The sequence below is a fragment of the Leptotrichia sp. oral taxon 223 genome (genome assembly GCF_013394795.1).
Classification (GTDB): domain Bacteria; phylum Fusobacteriota; class Fusobacteriia; order Fusobacteriales; family Leptotrichiaceae; genus Leptotrichia.
In genome coordinates this window covers 157,760-174,906 of the sequence record NZ_JABXYU010000001.1, presented here as the reverse complement: position 1 = coordinate 174,906, position 17,147 = coordinate 157,760, and the positions used below count along the sequence as shown (strand labels likewise).

The 17,147-nt window shown below is 30.5% G+C and carries 26 protein-coding genes; 22 read left to right on the top strand and 4 right to left on the bottom strand.

Going from position 1 to position 17,147, the window contains the following annotated elements:
* The 9 genes from HW275_RS00890 to HW275_RS00850 are packed head-to-tail and all read left to right on the top strand — an operon-like array spanning position 1 to position 5,939.
* Positions 1 to 687 (top strand): hypothetical protein, encoded by a 687-nt coding sequence (locus tag HW275_RS00890; protein WP_178934354.1) that lies wholly within the window; start codon positions 1 to 3, stop codon positions 685 to 687.
* A gap of 3 nt (positions 688 to 690) precedes the next feature.
* Positions 691 to 1,626 (top strand): hypothetical protein, encoded by a 936-nt coding sequence (locus HW275_RS00885; RefSeq protein ID WP_178934352.1) that lies wholly within the window; start codon positions 691 to 693, stop codon positions 1,624 to 1,626.
* Positions 1,626 to 2,006, top strand: a complete 381-nt coding sequence (locus HW275_RS00880; protein WP_178934351.1) for a hypothetical protein — start codon at positions 1,626 to 1,628, stop codon at positions 2,004 to 2,006. The genes HW275_RS00885 and HW275_RS00880 overlap by 1 nt, the downstream gene beginning before the upstream one ends.
* 2 nt (positions 2,007 to 2,008) lie before the next feature.
* Positions 2,009 to 2,473, top strand: coding sequence for a DUF2577 family protein (locus HW275_RS00875; RefSeq protein ID WP_178934350.1), 465 nt, complete (start codon positions 2,009 to 2,011; stop codon positions 2,471 to 2,473).
* Positions 2,474 to 2,475: 2 nt separating this feature from the next.
* Positions 2,476 to 2,955 carry a DUF2634 domain-containing protein gene (locus tag HW275_RS00870; protein ID WP_178934349.1) on the top strand — a complete coding sequence of 160 codons (480 nt, stop codon included), beginning with the start codon at positions 2,476 to 2,478 and terminating at the stop codon, positions 2,953 to 2,955.
* Between the two features lie 15 nt (positions 2,956 to 2,970).
* On the top strand, positions 2,971 to 4,068 hold the full coding sequence (locus tag HW275_RS00865; RefSeq protein ID WP_178934348.1) for a baseplate J/gp47 family protein: 1,098 nt from the start codon (positions 2,971 to 2,973) through the stop codon (positions 4,066 to 4,068).
* A gap of 9 nt (positions 4,069 to 4,077) precedes the next feature.
* Complete coding sequence (locus HW275_RS00860; protein WP_178934347.1) at positions 4,078 to 4,464, top strand: hypothetical protein; 387 nt, start codon at positions 4,078 to 4,080, stop codon at positions 4,462 to 4,464.
* Complete coding sequence (locus HW275_RS00855; protein ID WP_178934346.1) at positions 4,464 to 5,273, top strand: hypothetical protein; 810 nt, start codon at positions 4,464 to 4,466, stop codon at positions 5,271 to 5,273. The genes HW275_RS00860 and HW275_RS00855 overlap by 1 nt, the downstream gene beginning before the upstream one ends.
* 15 nt (positions 5,274 to 5,288) lie before the next feature.
* Entirely contained in the window at positions 5,289 to 5,939 is a 651-nt protein-coding gene (locus tag HW275_RS00850) for a hypothetical protein (protein WP_178934345.1), read from the top strand.
* 117 nt (positions 5,940 to 6,056) lie between these two features.
* On the opposite strand, the gene HW275_RS00845 is transcribed toward HW275_RS00850, so the two are convergent.
* A complete protein-coding gene (locus HW275_RS00845; protein ID WP_178934344.1) occupies positions 6,057 to 6,359 on the bottom strand; it encodes a hypothetical protein in 303 nt (100 codons plus the stop codon).
* 66 nt (positions 6,360 to 6,425) lie between these two features.
* On the opposite strand from HW275_RS00845, the gene HW275_RS00840 reads away from it, so the two are divergent.
* The 13 genes from HW275_RS00840 (at position 6,426) to HW275_RS00780 (ending at position 14,224) form a co-directional block, all read left to right on the top strand.
* A complete protein-coding gene (locus HW275_RS00840; protein ID WP_178934343.1) occupies positions 6,426 to 7,361 on the top strand; it encodes a tyrosine-type recombinase/integrase in 936 nt (311 codons plus the stop codon).
* Positions 7,362 to 7,405: 44 nt separating this feature from the next.
* The gene (locus HW275_RS00835; RefSeq protein ID WP_178934342.1) at positions 7,406 to 7,972 is read left to right on the top strand and encodes a hypothetical protein; all 567 of its coding nucleotides are present in this window, start codon (positions 7,406 to 7,408) and stop codon (positions 7,970 to 7,972) included.
* Entirely contained in the window at positions 7,973 to 8,182 is a 210-nt protein-coding gene (locus HW275_RS12300; RefSeq protein ID WP_178934341.1) for an MW1434 family type I TA system toxin, read from the top strand.
* On the top strand, positions 8,183 to 8,719 hold the full coding sequence (locus tag HW275_RS00825) for a glycoside hydrolase family 108 protein (protein WP_178934340.1): 537 nt from the start codon (positions 8,183 to 8,185) through the stop codon (positions 8,717 to 8,719).
* Position 8,720: 1 nt separating this feature from the next.
* On the top strand, positions 8,721 to 9,302 hold the full coding sequence (locus HW275_RS00820; RefSeq protein ID WP_178934338.1) for an N-acetylmuramoyl-L-alanine amidase: 582 nt from the start codon (positions 8,721 to 8,723) through the stop codon (positions 9,300 to 9,302).
* A gap of 1 nt (position 9,303) precedes the next feature.
* Entirely contained in the window at positions 9,304 to 9,696 is a 393-nt protein-coding gene (locus HW275_RS00815) for a hypothetical protein (RefSeq protein WP_178934337.1), read from the top strand.
* A gap of 47 nt (positions 9,697 to 9,743) precedes the next feature.
* A complete protein-coding gene (locus tag HW275_RS00810; RefSeq protein WP_178934336.1) occupies positions 9,744 to 9,920 on the top strand; it encodes a hypothetical protein in 177 nt (58 codons plus the stop codon).
* 18 nt (positions 9,921 to 9,938) lie between these two features.
* Positions 9,939 to 10,310, top strand: a complete 372-nt coding sequence (locus HW275_RS00805; RefSeq protein WP_178934335.1) for a hypothetical protein — start codon at positions 9,939 to 9,941, stop codon at positions 10,308 to 10,310.
* On the top strand, positions 10,288 to 10,611 hold the full coding sequence (locus tag HW275_RS00800) for a hypothetical protein (RefSeq protein WP_178934334.1): 324 nt from the start codon (positions 10,288 to 10,290) through the stop codon (positions 10,609 to 10,611). The genes HW275_RS00805 and HW275_RS00800 overlap by 23 nt, the downstream gene beginning before the upstream one ends.
* A gap of 168 nt (positions 10,612 to 10,779) precedes the next feature.
* A complete protein-coding gene (locus HW275_RS00795; RefSeq protein WP_178934333.1) occupies positions 10,780 to 11,229 on the top strand; it encodes a Panacea domain-containing protein in 450 nt (149 codons plus the stop codon).
* Positions 11,229 to 11,813 carry a hypothetical protein gene (locus HW275_RS00790; RefSeq protein WP_178934332.1) on the top strand — a complete coding sequence of 195 codons (585 nt, stop codon included), beginning with the start codon at positions 11,229 to 11,231 and terminating at the stop codon, positions 11,811 to 11,813. Before HW275_RS00795 ends, HW275_RS00790 begins: the two co-directional genes overlap by 1 nt.
* Positions 11,814 to 12,040: 227 nt before the next feature.
* On the top strand, positions 12,041 to 12,433 hold the full coding sequence (locus HW275_RS00785) for a DUF4291 family protein (RefSeq protein ID WP_255459975.1): 393 nt from the start codon (positions 12,041 to 12,043) through the stop codon (positions 12,431 to 12,433).
* 255 nt (positions 12,434 to 12,688) lie between these two features.
* Positions 12,689 to 14,224: a hypothetical protein gene (locus HW275_RS00780; protein WP_178934331.1), complete on the top strand. Its 1,536-nt coding sequence runs from the start codon at positions 12,689 to 12,691 to the stop codon at positions 14,222 to 14,224.
* An 87-nt stretch (positions 14,225 to 14,311) separates the two neighbouring features.
* Here the strand turns inward: HW275_RS00780 and HW275_RS00775 are convergent, their stop codons facing one another.
* Genes HW275_RS00775 through udk form a run of 3 tightly spaced genes read right to left on the bottom strand, consistent with a single transcriptional unit; the run spans position 14,312 to position 17,140 of the window.
* A complete protein-coding gene (locus tag HW275_RS00775) occupies positions 14,312 to 15,094 on the bottom strand; it encodes a potassium channel family protein (protein ID WP_178934330.1) in 783 nt (260 codons plus the stop codon).
* 11 nt (positions 15,095 to 15,105) lie between these two features.
* Entirely contained in the window at positions 15,106 to 16,443 is a 1,338-nt protein-coding gene (locus tag HW275_RS00770) for an FAD-dependent oxidoreductase (RefSeq protein WP_178936378.1), read from the bottom strand.
* Between the two features lie 55 nt (positions 16,444 to 16,498).
* Positions 16,499 to 17,140 carry a uridine kinase gene (gene udk, locus HW275_RS00765; protein WP_146998613.1) on the bottom strand — a complete coding sequence of 214 codons (642 nt, stop codon included), beginning with the start codon at positions 17,138 to 17,140 and terminating at the stop codon, positions 16,499 to 16,501.
* Between the last annotated feature and the right edge of the window lie 7 nt (positions 17,141 to 17,147).

Below are 17,147 nucleotides of genomic sequence, written 5' to 3'. Positions count from 1 at the left end.
ATGGGGTTACTAGATTATAAAGTGTATATAAAATTTGATGAAAGTGTAAATTATAAGGACTTGAATTTTTTGGGCAGTAATTCTTTTAATACAATTGATTTTTTAAATCAAAAATTAGGAGATAATAATTTCATTGAAAAAGCCAAAAAGATGCTATCAGATAAGATGAGCAGCGTAAGCGGACAAAATCCTATTTTTTCTCAAATAAATGATAAAATGGCGGAACTAAAAGAGTTTTATTTATTCCCAGTACCTCCAAGTGAACTGAAGTTTAAAAGCATTGGTGGCTGGGAAAGCATTGATACGGTAAACGGTATATTAAAGCTCAAAAATAAAAATAAATTGCAGTCTCTGGCTTTTTCTTCTATTATTCCGGAACAGAAATATAATTTCGCAACACATCATTTGTTAGATCCCTTTACTACTTTTTTACTGTTTAAATCACTAGAGATGTCAGATAAGCCTATACGACTAATTTTAGTTGGAAAATTGGGTAAAGGAACATTAACATCAATCTTAAATCCTGTGGACTTGAATTTTTTAGCAACCGTGAATAAATTTGAAGCCAATTTTGACATTACAGGAACATTGAACTTTGAAATTGAATTTGAGGAATATCCAGAGTTTAGCGACATCACAGAAGCTGATAATCCGGAAGAAAAATTATTTTACAAGGTGAGTGGATAGAGTATGAAAATAATTGTAACAGATCCTGATGAGAAAAGATATGATTTAACAAGTATTGTAAAAGATAATATACAACTTTCAAGCAGTATTGAAAATATAACGGCTCAAATGGAATTTGAACTGGCTTACAATTACAGAGAAAATATGCCATATCATACGATTGACTTGGATAAGGGGGCTTATTTTGTAGAACTCTATGATAACGCTGATACATTAATATTTCAAGGTATTATCCCTAAAATTAGTGTTAATAATAAAGGTCCTAAGTTTACAGCATACGATCCAAGTTTTTATATATCACGTATTTCTGAAATATTTCAATTTGATAAACTTCCAGCAGGAGAATGTGTAACAAAAATGCTCAAAGAGTTTGATATGCCTGTTGGAACTATAGAAAACTGTGATGTGAAAATAGATGAGTATTATTATAAGGAAACTATTGCGGATATAATAAAAAAAATTATAGAAACAATAAAAGAGGATAAAGGTGAAAACTGGCATTTTTATTTTAAAGACAATGCTTTTCATTTTTTCAAAAGAAATAGTGATAAATACTTGGATGGAGAAACACAGCCCAAAGAATACCAAGTATATGTTGGAAATGGATATGTAAATATTTTTAACTTTATTAAAGACGCAAGCTATACATCAAGTTTTGAAAATATGAAAAATAGCATAATTGTAGTTGATGGTGATGATGAAAAAATGAATAAGGTTGATACAGCGAAAGACAACGAAAATATTAAAAAATATGGATTATTGCAGTATGTTGTTAAACAGGAGAAAAATAATCAAGATAAATCAGCTAAAAAAGGTAGAAGCAAGGATAAGAATAATAAAAAAGATGGAAAAGGTAAGAAAGAAGATAAAAATAATAAAGGTAAAAAAACAAAAAATTCAAAACGTAACAAAAATACAGCTAAGAAAGGCAAAAAATAATGGCTGGAAAAACTAGAAATTCAAAACGTAACAGAAAAAGTAAAAAAGATGGCAATAACAAAGGTAAAAAGACTGAAAATTCTAAAACATCTAAAAAAAGTAAAAAAAAGCAAAAAGAGAAAAAACCAATAAAAGCGGCAAATGTCTTAAAAGAGAAAAATAAACTTGAGAAGACTTTTACTTTAACCGTTCCAGGAATACCTATTTTACGTGCCGGGGATTTAGTAAGTATTCCTAAAAACAGTACAGGAATTGCTGGAATATTTGAAGTTAAAAGCGTTAATCATAATTTTAGCCAAAAGTACAGCTTTTATGGGGTAAATATTTATTTTATGAGTTTAACTTTGGAACTGGTAAAAGAGTTAGAAAGTGAGGAATAAGCATGAAAGACAAAGTATTACAACCTGATGAGGCAAAATATTCTGAGCCTAGCAAGGCATTTGATAATTTAGCTAAAATTTTAAGGGAGAACTTTGATAATCCTGACTGGAATGGTCCTTTCTTAGGAAAAATTGTAAAAGCACCTCCAAACTTGGAAGTTCAAATTGATGAAAGAATAATATTAAAAACAGATAGAATTGTTGTAGCTTGGGAGAAAGTGGCTGGATATACTAGAGAATTTGAAGTTAAGGGAGATATTGAAATAGATGTAACTGATAGTGAAAATCAAGATTCTGGCGGAAATATTCATAACAAAATAAAGGCGAAAGGGACATATAAAGCCAGCGGAACGAATAAATGGACTGACGAATTAAAGGTTGGCGATGAAGTCATATTAAACGAATTTAAGAATCAGAAAAAGTTTTATTTGGTAGACAAGGCTTATTATTATAAGGCAGGTGAGTAGAAATGTTACCTAATTCAGCAATTACAGCACTTGATACATATTCTAGCAATAAAAATATTGAGTATGATAATTCTGACATTTATTTTGATTTGAAATGGGATTTTAAAAAAGGTGATTTTGTTTATGAAAAAGGTACCCCTGTTCTTTTAACAACAAAGAAAGAAATTGTAAAGCAGTGGATTATAAAGTGCTTAATTGTTACTAAAAATGCTTGGAGAGTTTACTATAAGGATGTTTTTCCTTTTGGTATTGGAATAAATAAGTATCGTGGAATAAATCCGCTTTATCAGGATTATGCACAAAGTGAAATAAAACGTGAAATACTAACTGCACTTAAAGAACATGAGTATATAAAATCTATTAATAATTATTATTCAGATTTTAAAGAGGATAGACTGACATTTGAGTTTAATGTAATTCTAAAAGATGAAGAAGGAACTCTAAATATCAGTGAAACTTTTGAATTTGACAAACTTTTATAGTGAAAGGGGGTATTTATGGTTACAAGGGAAGATATAGATGTTTACGAGGAAGATACAAACGAACTTGTCAATAATATTTTTAACGGAAGTTTTATGAGTAAGTATAGTGATGTTGTTGGAAGTTTTACAGCGGATATTGTGAGAGCATTTTCAACGGAATTAATTGTACAGCAGAAACTATATGAGGAAATGTCAAAAAAATACAATGTTGCAACTGCTGAAGGTATATATCTTGATAGTATTTGTAGCGAAGATTATATTTTTAGAAAAAAAGCAACTGCTGCAACTGGAATGGTTAGGATTTACGGGACAAGTGGAACGTTAATTGAAAACGGAATGACTGTTGCAAGCAATAATTGTACATATACTATAACTGAAACAAAAATAGTTGCGTATAAATCAACTGGAACAGTTGGTTATAGTGATGTTAATATAGTTGCAAATACTGCTGGAGAAATTGGTAATTGCGGAATTGGAGAGATAAATAAATTTTCCAAAAATTATGCAGGACTTGAAAGGGTGGAAAATCTTAGTAATATTTCAAACGGAGCAGATGAGGAAAGTGACGCAGACTTGCGGGAACGTAGAAGAAAGATATTATCTAGTCCGACCGTGAATTATAATGCAAATATGATAAGAGAAATGATATTAGCCAATTTTGAAAATATCAAAAAATTAAGAATAATTCCGAGATGGAATGGCAAGGGCACAGCTAAGATTATTGGAATCGGCAAATCAGATATAAAACTAAAAGATGAAGAGCTGAATGCGATAAAAGCGTATCTGGATAATGAAATTATAACGGATGCCGAATTTACTATAAAGACAATTAAGGGAAAAAGTATAAATCTTACGTTTGAAGCTGTGTTAAATAAGGAATATAACGAAGAAAGTGCAATTGAACTTACAAAAAACACTTTAAATCAAGTATTTTTGGATAAATTATTTGAGGAAAATAGAATTTATTATGCAGAAATAATTGATAAATTGCTGGAAATAAAAGCATTTAAGAAAATATCAAATATAGACATCAATAATACAAAAGAGGATGTTGTATTGGATGACGAGGATTTAGCAAGTGTCTTGAATATAACATTAAAAACTTTGGATTAGGAGGATAAAATGAGCGGATTTACAATGGCTGCAAAAGCAAAAATATTAAACAATTTATTTGAAGGCAAAACATATTATGCGGGGCTTTTGACGGCTATAACAACGGGAACAAATGGAAAAGAGAATGCAACAGAACTTGTATCAGCTTCATATGCCAGAAGAGCTATAAACTTTGCTTCAACTTCATCAAACGAAACAAGCAACGTGGCTTCTGTGAAATTTCCTGAAGCAAGGGAAGATTGGGGGCGTATTATAGGAATTGGAATATATGATTCATTGACTGATGGAAATTTAATAAATTTTGCTACTTTTGACGCAAGAGATGAGGTAATAATTTACGCTTTAATGCAGTATGAAATAGCAAAAAACTTTTATGTGATAGGATTTAGAAATTAATGGTAAAAAATGTACACCAGAAGTCAGTTGAATATATAAAAGATAATTTTAATATAAGCGAATTATCAAATTTCTATGTAAAAGATTTCGTAAATGATGGTAGAAATAATGATTTTGCTTTAATCAAAAGCAATCCTAAAGTAGCAAATTTTGTGAAACATACGAATAAATTATCTGAAATGACAGTATCAGAATTATTAAATTATAAAGTGAGTGATTTTTCATTTTTCATTGGATTGGATGATTATGTAAACTTTACACAAAAAATTACTGAAAAAAAGTTCCCGTTAATTTTTTCATACGACAATGATTATGCTGATGTTATATACAATCTTGCTAAAAATGATTACTACAACAGTATGATAAATTCCCTTCCGGGAATATTCAGAAATTCAAATCTTATACAAGATGTATTTCATTTTGCGGATCTTGAATTAAAATCACTGGAATTTATAATTGGAACATTAGTAAAAAACAGAAGATTTATAACGGCAAGAAATGAAGTCTTAGAAGAGTTTGAAGAACATTATAAATTAATATCAAGTAAAAATTTATCGACAATTTTTAAAATAAACAGAATTATTTCCAAACGTATTTTAAGGCGTGCAACCACTTTACAGAATTTCAAAGACACAATGAAACTATATTTTATCTATAACGGCAACGTAACAATAACGAATGATAAAAATAATTTTCAGTATATTGTAGATTTTCATTCTAGCACTGTAGATAAAGAGTATTTAGATTACTGGTTAGAATTGATTTATGAAGTTATACCAATTTGGTACGGCATAAAAATTGTATATTAAATGAAGGGAGAAAAAATGAAACAAACAACACTAGATTTAATAAAAAATATAAATGAAAATACTTTTATACCTGCGGCTACTCAAAATGAATTATTCGAGTTGTTCCAATTAGACACAGTTGCTGATCTAAGAAAAGTTTCAAGAAATTTCATGAAATTATATGAACTATTGGAGCATTTGGATAATCAGACTTCAAACGCCACAATAGAAAAAGCAGGAATTGTAAAATTCGGTACAGAAGCAGGAAATGCAATAGATGCGGAAACTTGGAAACAAGCAATAGGACAAACATTAGGTGGATATGTAAGTAAAGTTGAAAATAAAGAAGCTGGGAAATGGTATATAAATGATTTGACTGATGGAAAAATATACAAGTGCATACAGAGTCACACAAGTACAAGTTTCGATATTACTAAATTTGCGGATATTACGAATGTTGGACTTTCGGATAAATTGGAAAATTTATTCAAAATTACAGAATATAAGAACTTAGCTTTAACTAACGTGAATCACGGAAATGCAAATGGGTATACTATAGGAAATAATCGCTATGTTCCATTTTCACGACGTTTCCCCCGTGAGTTCAAACGGAAATACTACAATTTGCAAACTTCCTGTTTCTCCAATTTCAGCATTCGAAGGTACGGCAGCAATCATTCAGAATAATCTTCGTGCTGAAAGATTTTCAGTCAATAAAAACGGAGAAGTCAAAGTCGTCGGAGATGGAACTATAACAGCAAATATTAAATATAGTTTCAGCTTTAGCTTTCCTTTTGCTATTAGTTAATACCCGATAGCAGTCCAGAAAAATCCAGCTTTTTCGCCACCGCCGCCACGTTGTCGCATTACTTGCAGTAAGAATTTTTCTTTAGTGATATTTGACGAGACAAAAGTAACTTCCAAACTTTCATCTGAATAGTTGTAAATCCCTGAAATTTGGACATTAACACATTTCTGTTTAAAAGTTTTTGGGAAATTAATATTTTTAGTAATAGATGCCCCAGGTGTACTTGAAAGTCCTTCAAAATAGTTTTCTCCCCACTGGATTATTAGACCATCTGGAAATTCAATATAATTATTTCCCATTGTGTGTAAATTTTCCAATTTACTCAAAAAAGCTATACTTAAAATAAAAGTATAGGAGTGATTCAAATGAATAAAAACTGGGAAATCTACAAGGAATATCTGAACAGTTGTATAGTGAGAAATGAAAGTGTAAAAAACACAACATATAGGACTTACACAAACAGTATGAAACAATTTATTGAGTATTTACGACGATATGAAAATAATTGTTATTTATTGAACAGAAAAAATTCCAAAAACATGGTGGTTATTTTAGAACGATACATAAGATACTGCAGGGAAGTAAAAAGAAACAATGCAAGGACTATCAACAACAAAATAACAGCAATAAGTAGTTTCTATATATGGGCTGTTAAAAGAGATTTAGTGGAGGTGCATCCGTTCCGGGATAAACTAGATAGATTAAAAGTTACAGATGTGGAAAAGAGGAGAGAAAGCTATTATTTAAACAGTAAGGAAATAGTGGAAATACAAGTGAAAATGAAATTGTCTGAAAAATATGATTTGCAAGATCAGATAATATTCAATCTTATTATTGATACTGGATGTCGAATATCGGCATTACATTCAATTAAAATGAGTAATTTAGATTTAGAAAATGGGATAATAAATGGAATTGTAGAAAAAGAACAAAAAATTGTAGAATTTGTGATATTTGAAAACACGTTAAATTTGATAAAGGAGTGGTTGAAATGTAGGAAAGGCAACATAGAATACTTATTTGTTACTAAATACAACGGAGTATTTAAGCAAATGAGCAAATCAACTATACGTGATCGAGTTAGAAAAATAGGAAAACTTGTAGGAATAGATAATTTATATCCTCACACGTTAAGGAAAACTAGTATTAATTTATTGGCGGAAGTCGGTGGGATTGAATTAGCAAGTGAATTTGCTAATCACAATGGAGTAGATGTTACTAAAAAGCACTACATCAAAAAAACAACTGCAAAAGACAGGAAAAGCAAATTATTAGAGATTCGCAAAAAAGCTGGATTTTAGCAGAAAAATTAGATAAAGAAAAATGAGAAAAGGAGAAATAAAAAATGGAAGGATTTAAAATATATTTATATGATAAAAATGGGAAATTGATTGGAATATATTTAGCACCATCACAAAAAGAGTTTGAAGCTGACAAATTAAAATATTGTAGCGAATATATTGAGGGAGAAAATTATATTTCTTATATTGAAATAAAGAATCCTATTGTTGAAGATGGACAAGTAAGAGAGATGACTATATCAGAGCAAGTTCAAGCTGGAATTGTGATTTTGACAGATGGACAATATTTGGAATACGGAGAAGTAAAAACTATTGAAAAACCAAATCCATATAGCACTTGGGACAACAAGAATAATACTTGGGTAGAGGATAAGGCAGAAAAACTGAAATATTTAAAGGAGTTGAGGTATCAAAAACAACAAGAGTTTGTTAAATATAAGAAAGAGCTAGAAGAAAAAGAAGAAGAAAAAACAGAATTTGAAAATCTAGGCTTTGACATAACCGAAACAGAGGAAAGGATAACAGAGATAAAGTCCGAAATGGATTTATTGAAAACTGAAATAGCAAAATTAACAAAAGAAATTAAAAAAGTAGAAAAGGAAGTGGCATAGATGAATTTTGGGAAAGCATTTGAAGAAGTAAAAAAAGGAAAAGCAATGAGATTGCCGCAATGGAGCAAGGATGTAGTGATAAAAGCACAATTTCCTGACGAAAATAGTAAAATGACAGCTCCATATCTATATGTGGAATCTAGATACGGTAGAGTGCCTTGGAAAGAAACTATGATTGAATTATTTAGTGAAGAATGGGAAGTGGTATAAATGAATAGATTTGACAAAATTTTCAGCTTTATGTTGGCTGTCGAGGGTGGCTATACCAACGACAAGAATGATAAGGGTGGAGAAACAACTTGGGGAGTTACTAAAGATGAAGCAAGAAGAAACGGATACAATGGCTCTATGAAAAATTTAACACAAGATTTTGCAAAAAGAATACTTGAAAAAGACTATTACCTGAAAAATCGTTTGAATGAAGTAAAAAATGACAAGGTTGCATTATCAATATGTGACTGGAGTTTTAACTCAGGAAAATGGGCAACTAAAAAGGCACAGGTAACATTAAACAGATATTTTGGCTATAATCTAGTTGTAGATGGTATTTTTGGAAGCAAGACCATAAAAGCCTTGAATGAAGTGGAAGAACAAGGAAAATCAGAAGAATTTTTGAGAGATTATCACAGTATACAGAGAAAATTTTATCATTCTATAGTTGAATATAATCCAACACAGAAAGTTTTTTTGACTGGGTGGTTGAATCGTGTTGATAGAAAAGAAAAATATTTGAAGGAGATGGTGTAAGATGAAAAAAATTTGTGTAATAATTGGGCACGGCGGAAACGATTGTGGAGCAATTAACCCTCATACAAAAGAGACTGAGCTTGCTTACAATACCGAACTTGCTGATATGCTTATGGAAGCATTAAAAAATGAGTATGAAGTCGTAAAATATAACAGGGGATATAACAAAGTTGAAAATATTGGGATAGTCAATGGTTATAAATCAGACTTGATTTTATCGCTGCACTGTAATTCGTTTAACGGAATTGCTTCAGGAACAGAAGCGCTTTACTGGTATTCAAGTGAGAAATCTAAAAAATTGGCAGAGATATTAAGTAAAAATATTTCTGAAACTTTTGGAATCCACAACAGAGGAGCGAAACCAAGAGTTACAAATGAAATTAAGAAACGGAATCCTATTAAATTCAAAGATATGGAAACAAGGGGAAGTTACTTGCTTTATAGGACAAATGCCCCTTGTAACATTATTGAACCGTTTTTCATCGATAACGATAGCGATTTGAAGCTCGGAAAAGAGAAAAAACGGGAATATGTGGAAGCGATAAAAAAATCTATAAAAGAATATTTTGAAGGAGTGATGTAAAATGAACGTGATAACAACAGTATTAAATCAATTTGGAGGAAATATAATAAATCTAGTGGCGGTAGCATTGGCTGGATTTGTAGTAAAGGGAATTTCAGCATATCTTGTAAAAGGATACAGATATTTGATTAAAAAGAAAATGGCAAGATACATAGCACAGTTTATACCAAACGGGATTGCATTCGGAGAACTGTTGAAGGGAGTCAAGCCCAATGAGGAAAGACTGGTGCAGGCTGTATTGACAGTGCAAAACTTGGTTTTAAAAATGTTTCCTGAAAGACTAAGACCAACGGTGGATAAACTGTTTGATGAAAAAGCAATTGCAAGAGAGATAGAAAGACAGCTTAACAAAGAAAAGCAAGAGGGTTTAGCAAAGCCGACAATGGAAAAATAACTTCCGCTGTCGGGAATAAAATAGTTGATAAAGTTGTAGAAAAGGTAGTGGAGAACAAAAAGTTCTCTGTTGTCAATAACAGAATGGACTTTAATATAATTGATTACAGGCGTGATTATAGCAGAAGCAATGTGTATGCCGATATTAATTATAGGGACAACTTTAGAGGGGATAGGGAAGTAATGGCAAGGGCGGGGTTTATCTATTACTTTGACGGGAAATAATTTTTGGAGGCATAATTAATGATAGAGGATTTAAAGGTAATAATAGACAATCACGGACTTTTCCTTATACTGTTCTTTTCAGGAGTGCTGTTTGGAGTAGTGGCACAGAAGATGATAGACAATCAGCCAGTAAAGCCGTACATCAAGCGTATAGCCGTTGCTGGAATGACAATGGCTATTGCCCTATCCCTTAATAAGGTTGTAGGACATTTTAATGCTGGATTTTTATATCCTTGGAGTCCTGTCTTGGGATTTTTTGGAGAGGCTTTGCTGGAAACAGTAAACCAGAAAAGATATGGTATCAGTACAGGATTTTTGGAACTTCTGCTGGAAAAGCTCGGATTTGTCAAGAAGAGAGATGGTAAAAATGAAAATGTATCACAGAAGTAGAAAATTTGTAATTGTTATGTTAGCATTGATATTTTTAAATTCAGTAATGACATTAAAATTAAGAGGCTATCAAAGAAGACAGAATTTAAATTTATTACGAAGTAAATTAAAGAACGAAAGTAACAAAGGAATATTTGATTCTGTGGAGGAAAATTCAAAGAGAGAGGATATGTGGCTTTTGATAGGAACGAATTTAATAGCATTAATAACTATTGCTGGATTTGATAGATTTGGAGTATTCGAGGAAAGTGACGAAACTATAAAGGAGAATAAGAAAAAACTTGTAAAATTATTTTTGTAAAATTTTGGGTAGTCAGAGATGGCTACCCTCTTTTTTTGATAACAAAAGAGAAGGTATTACAAATCAAAGGAATAGAACATTGATAAAAATCTTTTTGAAATTCTAAGGGAATTTTTCAAAAAATATGTTATACTTAATTAAGCATAAGAAAGAAAAGAGGAGATTTTTATGGATATAACTATATTTGATGTTGCAGAATGGTTTTTGTTTCAGGAATCGATGACTCATAAAAAATTACAGAAATTGTGTTACTATGCTTATAGTTGGTTTATTTACCTAAATAATGATGACTATAATAACATACAAAATAGATTATTTAATTATATTTTCGAAGCTTGGGTTCACGGTCCTGTCAATAGAGAATTGTATAATAAATATTCACACTACGGTTGGCAAGAAATACCTAAAAAGGATGAGTTTCCCAACAATTTGAATAATTTAAATGAGTATTTACAAAGCATTTGGCAAGTTTATGGAGGATATAATGGTGATCAATTAGAATCTATTTCTCATCAAGAAAAACCGTGGCAAAATGCAAGAATAGGTTTAGAGCCGTACGAATCAAGTAATAAAAAAATAAGCGAAATAGATATGTTTATGGAGTATGCGACGAGATAATGAAAAAAAAGGTTAAAGAAAATAGAAAACTAAACAAATCAATAATTACAAACACTAAAAGTTCAAATAATATAAAAACAGCTGAACCTTATAACGGAAGTGTACATTTCAGATTAGACAATATTAGTTTTGAGAGTATAAAAACAAATAGTGGATTTACCAATTATTTAAAAGATATCTTTGAAGTACATAATTATTTTGTGTTATTATTTGATAAATTTCTTAAACATATGAAAAATAAAAAAGTTGGAGAAATACAACATAAAGGGAATCATTACCATAGAATAGAAGGAAAAAATGAAAAAATATGTAGAGAAATTGTGAGAAAAATACGAAACCAAAAAGAAGTTTCAGAAGATGCCGAATTTTACCAATTCGGAATAGAAGGATTAAGAATAATTACTCAAAAAATAGACAATGTCTATGACATTTTATTTTTAGATCCTCATCATTTGATATATCCTAGTGATAAATACAATCAGAAAGATCGAGATAATTATAATTGTTGTATGATTAATTTAAATGATAGAACAAATAATATAAAAAACGAGTTAGAAGACCTAAAAATAAAATTCAAAAATTAGAAAAAGAAAAAACTGACACGGATGCTTTGTTGAAATCGTTGGGATACAAAAATAAAGATTGACAGATAAGAGATTTATGTTATACTTTTATAGGGAACAAAGAATAAAGTAAAAGAGGCTAAAATATGCCTCTTTTTAAATTTTAGTACCTTTTTAGTACTTTTGTATTTTACAAGCACGCTCAAAAGCAATAAACAAAATATTTAGATTAAATCAAACTATTATAGATGATGTACCGAAGTGGCTGGGCTACTAAGCAAGGGCAGGAAAGAATACTGGCAATTGACCTGAAAAGGGAAGGATTTGATGAAATAGTGAGAAATTCTGTATTTTCATCTTTTAGGAAAGTTTCTGACTTGTCTAAGGAAGAATGGAAAGAAAAATTGGAAAATTCAGAAGTAAGATGTCAATGGGATCCAGATAGGGATATTTATGGTAATCCAATAGGAAGAAGAGCGATACAGCTAGGTATAAAAGGCGAAACTGTGAAAAAATATATAAATGACTGGACTGTAAATATAACTGACATAACTGATAAAGTTATTGAGATGAGAAATAGTATTCAAAATGGAACTTTTTCAGAATTTATGCTTCCTAAAGAAAAAAAATATATTGTTTAATTATACTTTCAAATAATTGTTGTTGTAAAAGGCAGCAGTTATTTTTTAAATAATTATTGAAATTTAATTAAAAATATAGTATAATAAAATATATATTAATAATTAGTTAATAATTTATTTTGAAATATGTTCTTAAATAACTAGATTAACGATTGTTTGTAAATTTTATAAATTAAGATAGTTAATAATGTTTGAGGATTAAATTTTCAAAATGGATTATTGAATAAATTTAAAAGGAATAATTGAGGTGGTAAAATGAGCAGTGAAAGTGTAAGTGCTGAAAATATGTACGAGGGGAAAAATATTGGAATTGTATTGGATGAGAAAAATCTGGATAATTTCGTGATTCGGGAATTTGTGCTGAATGAGAATATTAATGAACATCAGAAACTGGAAATGCAGCTGGAGATGGATGATGAGCAAAGGAAGAATTTGGAAAGAACTATTGAAAAGGAAGGTGTTGAAATTGTAATTGAACTTGCAGAGGCAAGCGAGAATGTCAAAAGGAAAGTTTTTAGTGGAATTGTTGATTATTTTGAGATACTGGATTATGGGAGTTATGGGTGCAGGATTTTGATGAAGACGTTTTCTAAAAGTGTGCTTTTTGACAGGAAAAATGAGAAAAAGTATCGGGTTTTTCAGGATAGGAATTTAATGTTTTCAGATATAATTGATGAGATTAATAAGGATTATGCTGAGAAAAAGCTGGAAATAAAGTATTCTGATATTGCGAAAAAGCAGATTGGTACTCTTATTGTCCAGTTCGATGAAACGGATTGGGAATTTTTGGTGAGGCTTGCAAGTCAACTGAAAACTGGAATGTTTGTGGTTGAGCAGGGGATAATATTGTTTGGAATGGTGGAAATGGGGGAAGTTAAGAAGGAAAATAAATATTTTTCAGATTATTCGCTTGTGAGAGATTATAAAAATCTGTATTATAAAGTGCAGTCGAATAAGGTAATAAATTTGGGAGATACTGTTTCCATTTCTAAAAATGCTGGAGAAAATGAAGGAAATAATGAAGATTCTAGTGTGAATAAAGGCAATTTTTCTGTATTAAAAACTAGGATATTTTTGAAGGATTTTATTTTGAAAAGTGAATTTTTGGCAACGGATATGAGCAATTATCATATATTTAAGAAGTATAATGAAAAAATTAAAGGGTGTAGGATTGAAGCTGATGTTGAGCGGGTGTTTGAAGATGGTGGAATTGCGAAAATGGAAGTCAAATTTGGAGAGGGGCTGAAAAAAATTGTTCAGGAAAGAAGCAATGATGAAAGTAACGATAAAGCTTATGATGATTATGGGATAAAAAGATTTCCGCTTAGTTATCAGACTTTTTATTCGCAGACAAATACTGGATTTTTCTGCACTCCCGAAGTAAATGATACTGTGGAAGTATATTTTCCAAATGAAGACGAGCGGTTTGCAAAAGTGTCGTGGGCAATAAACAATAGAGGAAATGGAAGATTTAGCGATTATACAAAAAGGAATTTTCAGGTTAATCAGAGCGATTTTAATTTTAGCTTGAATTTGAACACTTTTGAAGTGAAAACGGCTGAAAAATATAGTGTGGAATCGCCAAATATAGTTGAAAATGCAGATAATTTTGTAAATAAGGCTGATCAGAATATGATAGTGGCTTCGAATAATTATTTGGGGATAGAGTCGATTGGAGATGTGGATTTTTATGGCTCTAAGATAAATATTATTGGGAAAGAGAAGGAAATAACAATGGAATCGCTGAGTTCAGATGTGAGAATTAAAGGGAAAAAAGTTCACAGTAATTAATAGTAGTTAATAATAAAAAATACAGGAGAATAATAAGGTTAGTTAAAACTTACTATTCTTCCTGTATTGAAAAGATTTTAGTATAATTTATTTTTTTCTTTTGTTTCTTATAAATTGTATAAAAGTTATAATTTCCTGTTTTTCTGTATCTGTGTAGTTTTGGGAATTTAAAACATATTCGTCTAAATCATCATCTGGAATTAAATCAGTTTGCCGATTTAAGAAATAACTTGTGATTGCTCCTGTGATCATTCCAAAAGTCCCCATTCCAATGAGTATCAGAAAAATAGCGATTATTCTTCCGATAAATGTGTGTGGGTAGACATCTCCATAGCCAACGGTAGTTGCGGTTACAAATGCCCACCATAAGCCATTAAAATAAGACAGTTTTTCGACATAGGAAACAATTATTGCTGATACAACTATTCCTAGCGCTGCGAAAATTAGTAAATAAATTAATCCATTTAATTTTAAAAAATCTTTTATTTTTTTACGAAATCTTTTGATAACCAAATAAGTCTTGGTTAATTTTAAATGTTTAAAAACTTTGGCAAAATGCCTTATTTTAAAAATTCTGAATAATCTGAAGATGGAATAATATGGAATAATCGAAATCAAATCAGGAATATTATTTTCAATAAAATCCAATTTATCTTTTGAAAGTGTAAACCGAACAAAATAGTCAATTGCAAAAATTAGATAAATTGACATGTCAATAAATTCAAGAAATCGATTTCCAAAAATATGGATATCGCCATGTAAATCTAAAATTGTCGTAGTAAAACTATAAACTGCCAAAAAAATAAAAATGATTTGATAACTTATCCTGAATTTTTTATTTTTATGCAAATTTTCAATTTTATTTTTCATAAAAACTCCCGTTATTTAATAACTTTTCGATATGTTACTAATAATGGATTCCAAACACTTGCATTCGTTGGGGAATATGCAAAGTCAATTTCTATAAATTTTTCAATAGGCGTTTCAAGAGTGATAACAATTGCCATCTGATCGACAAATTGTGCAACAGCTTCTTTTCCAACCATTGCTCCGCCGAGAACAATTTTTTTATCTTTATCGTAAATAATTTCGGCACTTGCAGGAACAGAGTCTTCAAAGCCAGAATTTTTGTACATTGCTTTCATTGAAACTACATCGGCATTGTATCCTAATTGCAGGGCCTCTTTTAGGGAAAGTCCAGTTTGTGCTAATTTTACATCATAAAATGAAGTTGCAAAAGAACGGATTAGCCCTTTCCAGCTCACATTTTTTCCAGACAGGTGTTTTGCAAGGAACATCCCATGCTTGTTTGCCACATCGCCAAATGGAGCGTATAAATTTCTGTTTGTTTTGTAATATTTATTAAAAATACAATCTCCAATTGCATAGACATCTTTAATATTTGTTTCAAATTTATCATTTACAGCAATTTTTCCAGAATCGGTTTTTAATTCTTTCGGCAAGAAATCAATGTTTGGAGTAATTCCGATACTAAATAATGCAATATCAAAATCTACAGTTTCGCCGTTATCCAATTTTACCGATTTTGCAACATTATTTTCAGAAATTATTTCTGAAACACCTGAATTTAGTTTTAACGTAACATCATTTTTTTCTATTTCCTTATAAATTCTTTTTTTCAAATTTTCAGACACATTTGGAAAAATTTGATCAGCTTTTTCAATCAATGTAACATTTAATCCATTTTTTCTAAATGATTCAGCCATTTCCAGTCCAATAAATCCAGCTCCTACGACAACTGCTTTTTTCAATCTTGATTTATTTTCATTAAGAAAATCTTTTATTTTAAAGGCGTGTTCTGCGTGTGATAAAGTGAACACATTTTCTAAATCTTTTGAATATCCAGCAATATTTGGTACAAATGATTTTGCTCCGACGGCAATAACCAGTTTATCATAAAAAATTATTCCATTAATTTCGTCGCCTTTTACTGTTACAGTTTTATTTTGAAAATTTATTTCTGTAACTTCGTGATGAATTTTTACGTTAACTCCACGCTTTATAAAATCTTCAGGTGTTCCGTGCAGAACATCGCTTTTTTTCAGTTCGTCAGCAATGAAATAAGGTGTTGGACATCCTGCCCAAGCTACATAAGATGATTTTTCAAATAAAATAATTTCATCTTCGGGATTTGCTTTTTTATATTGAGTCGAAAACATCATTCCAGCTGCTCCGCCTCCAATTACAACTATTTTCATAATATTTTTTGTATGATAATTTATAAAATCATACACTCCTTTCATTTTTTTATTCTTATTTTTGATTCATTTTGTTAAATAGATATCTAAGTCTGCTTGCTACCATATTTATACCTACTTTGTTATCTTTTCCACGTGGAATTATAACATCGGCGTATCTTTTGGAAGGTTCAACAAACTCCAAGTGCATCGGCTTTACGGTATTTATATACTGATTTTTTATACTTTCAAAACTTCTTGCCCGCTCGTTCAGATCTCGCTCAATTCTTCTAAGCAGCCTTTCATCATCGTCAGTGTCAACAAAAATTTTTGTATCAAAAAGACTTCTAATTTTTGCTATTGCAAGCACTAAAATTCCTTCGACAATAATTATATTTGCAGGCTCAATATGCTGAGTTTCGTTAACCCTGTTATGAACCTGAAAATCATAAATAGGTTTTTCGATAGATCTTCCGTCCTTCAATGCCAATATATGCTTTTCCAGCAAATCGAAGTCAATCGAATCTGGATGATCATAATTTAAGGCAGTACGTTCCTCATAAGTCAAGTGATCATTCCTTTTGTAATAAGAATCCTGCTCCAGTAAAATTGCATGAATCCCTGTTCTTTCCAAATTTTTGATTATAGCCTGAGTTACGCTAGTTTTACCAGAACCAGTCCCTCCAGCAATTCCGACAATTATAGTTTGATAGCTCATAAAAATA

Bases quoted from the DNA above. Each gene is read 5' to 3' on its own strand.
- HW275_RS00805 (WP_178934335.1), top strand. From the start codon at position 9,939: ATGATAGAGGATTTAAAGGTAATAATAGACAATCACGGACTTTTCCTT.
- HW275_RS00885 (WP_178934352.1), top strand. From the start codon at position 691: ATGAAAATAATTGTAACAGATCCTGATGAGAAAAGATATGATTTAACA.
- HW275_RS00785 (WP_255459975.1), top strand. From the start codon at position 12,041: ATGATGTACCGAAGTGGCTGGGCTACTAAGCAAGGGCAGGAAAGAATA.
- HW275_RS00820 (WP_178934338.1), top strand. From the start codon at position 8,721: ATGAAAAAAATTTGTGTAATAATTGGGCACGGCGGAAACGATTGTGGA.
- HW275_RS00845 (WP_178934344.1), bottom strand. From the start codon at position 6,359: ATGGGAAATAATTATATTGAATTTCCAGATGGTCTAATAATCCAGTGG.
- HW275_RS00840 (WP_178934343.1), top strand. From the start codon at position 6,426: ATGAATAAAAACTGGGAAATCTACAAGGAATATCTGAACAGTTGTATA.
- udk (WP_146998613.1), bottom strand. From the start codon at position 17,140: ATGAGCTATCAAACTATAATTGTCGGAATTGCTGGAGGGACTGGTTCT.
- HW275_RS00825 (WP_178934340.1), top strand. From the start codon at position 8,183: ATGAATAGATTTGACAAAATTTTCAGCTTTATGTTGGCTGTCGAGGGT.
- HW275_RS00800 (WP_178934334.1), top strand. From the start codon at position 10,288: ATGAAAATGTATCACAGAAGTAGAAAATTTGTAATTGTTATGTTAGCA.
- HW275_RS00890 (WP_178934354.1), top strand. From the start codon at position 1: ATGGGGTTACTAGATTATAAAGTGTATATAAAATTTGATGAAAGTGTA.
- HW275_RS00815 (WP_178934337.1), top strand. From the start codon at position 9,304: ATGAACGTGATAACAACAGTATTAAATCAATTTGGAGGAAATATAATA.
- HW275_RS00795 (WP_178934333.1), top strand. From the start codon at position 10,780: ATGGATATAACTATATTTGATGTTGCAGAATGGTTTTTGTTTCAGGAA.
- HW275_RS00875 (WP_178934350.1), top strand. From the start codon at position 2,009: ATGAAAGACAAAGTATTACAACCTGATGAGGCAAAATATTCTGAGCCT.
- HW275_RS00775 (WP_178934330.1), bottom strand. From the start codon at position 15,094: ATGAAAAATAAAATTGAAAATTTGCATAAAAATAAAAAATTCAGGATA.
- HW275_RS00870 (WP_178934349.1), top strand. From the start codon at position 2,476: ATGTTACCTAATTCAGCAATTACAGCACTTGATACATATTCTAGCAAT.
- HW275_RS00790 (WP_178934332.1), top strand. From the start codon at position 11,229: ATGAAAAAAAAGGTTAAAGAAAATAGAAAACTAAACAAATCAATAATT.
- HW275_RS12300 (WP_178934341.1), top strand. From the start codon at position 7,973: ATGAATTTTGGGAAAGCATTTGAAGAAGTAAAAAAAGGAAAAGCAATG.
- HW275_RS00850 (WP_178934345.1), top strand. From the start codon at position 5,289: ATGAAACAAACAACACTAGATTTAATAAAAAATATAAATGAAAATACT.
- HW275_RS00880 (WP_178934351.1), top strand. From the start codon at position 1,626: ATGGCTGGAAAAACTAGAAATTCAAAACGTAACAGAAAAAGTAAAAAA.
- HW275_RS00865 (WP_178934348.1), top strand. From the start codon at position 2,971: ATGGTTACAAGGGAAGATATAGATGTTTACGAGGAAGATACAAACGAA.
- HW275_RS00855 (WP_178934346.1), top strand. From the start codon at position 4,464: ATGGTAAAAAATGTACACCAGAAGTCAGTTGAATATATAAAAGATAAT.
- HW275_RS00770 (WP_178936378.1), bottom strand. From the start codon at position 16,443: ATGAAAATAGTTGTAATTGGAGGCGGAGCAGCTGGAATGATGTTTTCG.
- HW275_RS00835 (WP_178934342.1), top strand. From the start codon at position 7,406: ATGGAAGGATTTAAAATATATTTATATGATAAAAATGGGAAATTGATT.
- HW275_RS00860 (WP_178934347.1), top strand. From the start codon at position 4,078: ATGAGCGGATTTACAATGGCTGCAAAAGCAAAAATATTAAACAATTTA.
- HW275_RS00780 (WP_178934331.1), top strand. From the start codon at position 12,689: ATGAGCAGTGAAAGTGTAAGTGCTGAAAATATGTACGAGGGGAAAAAT.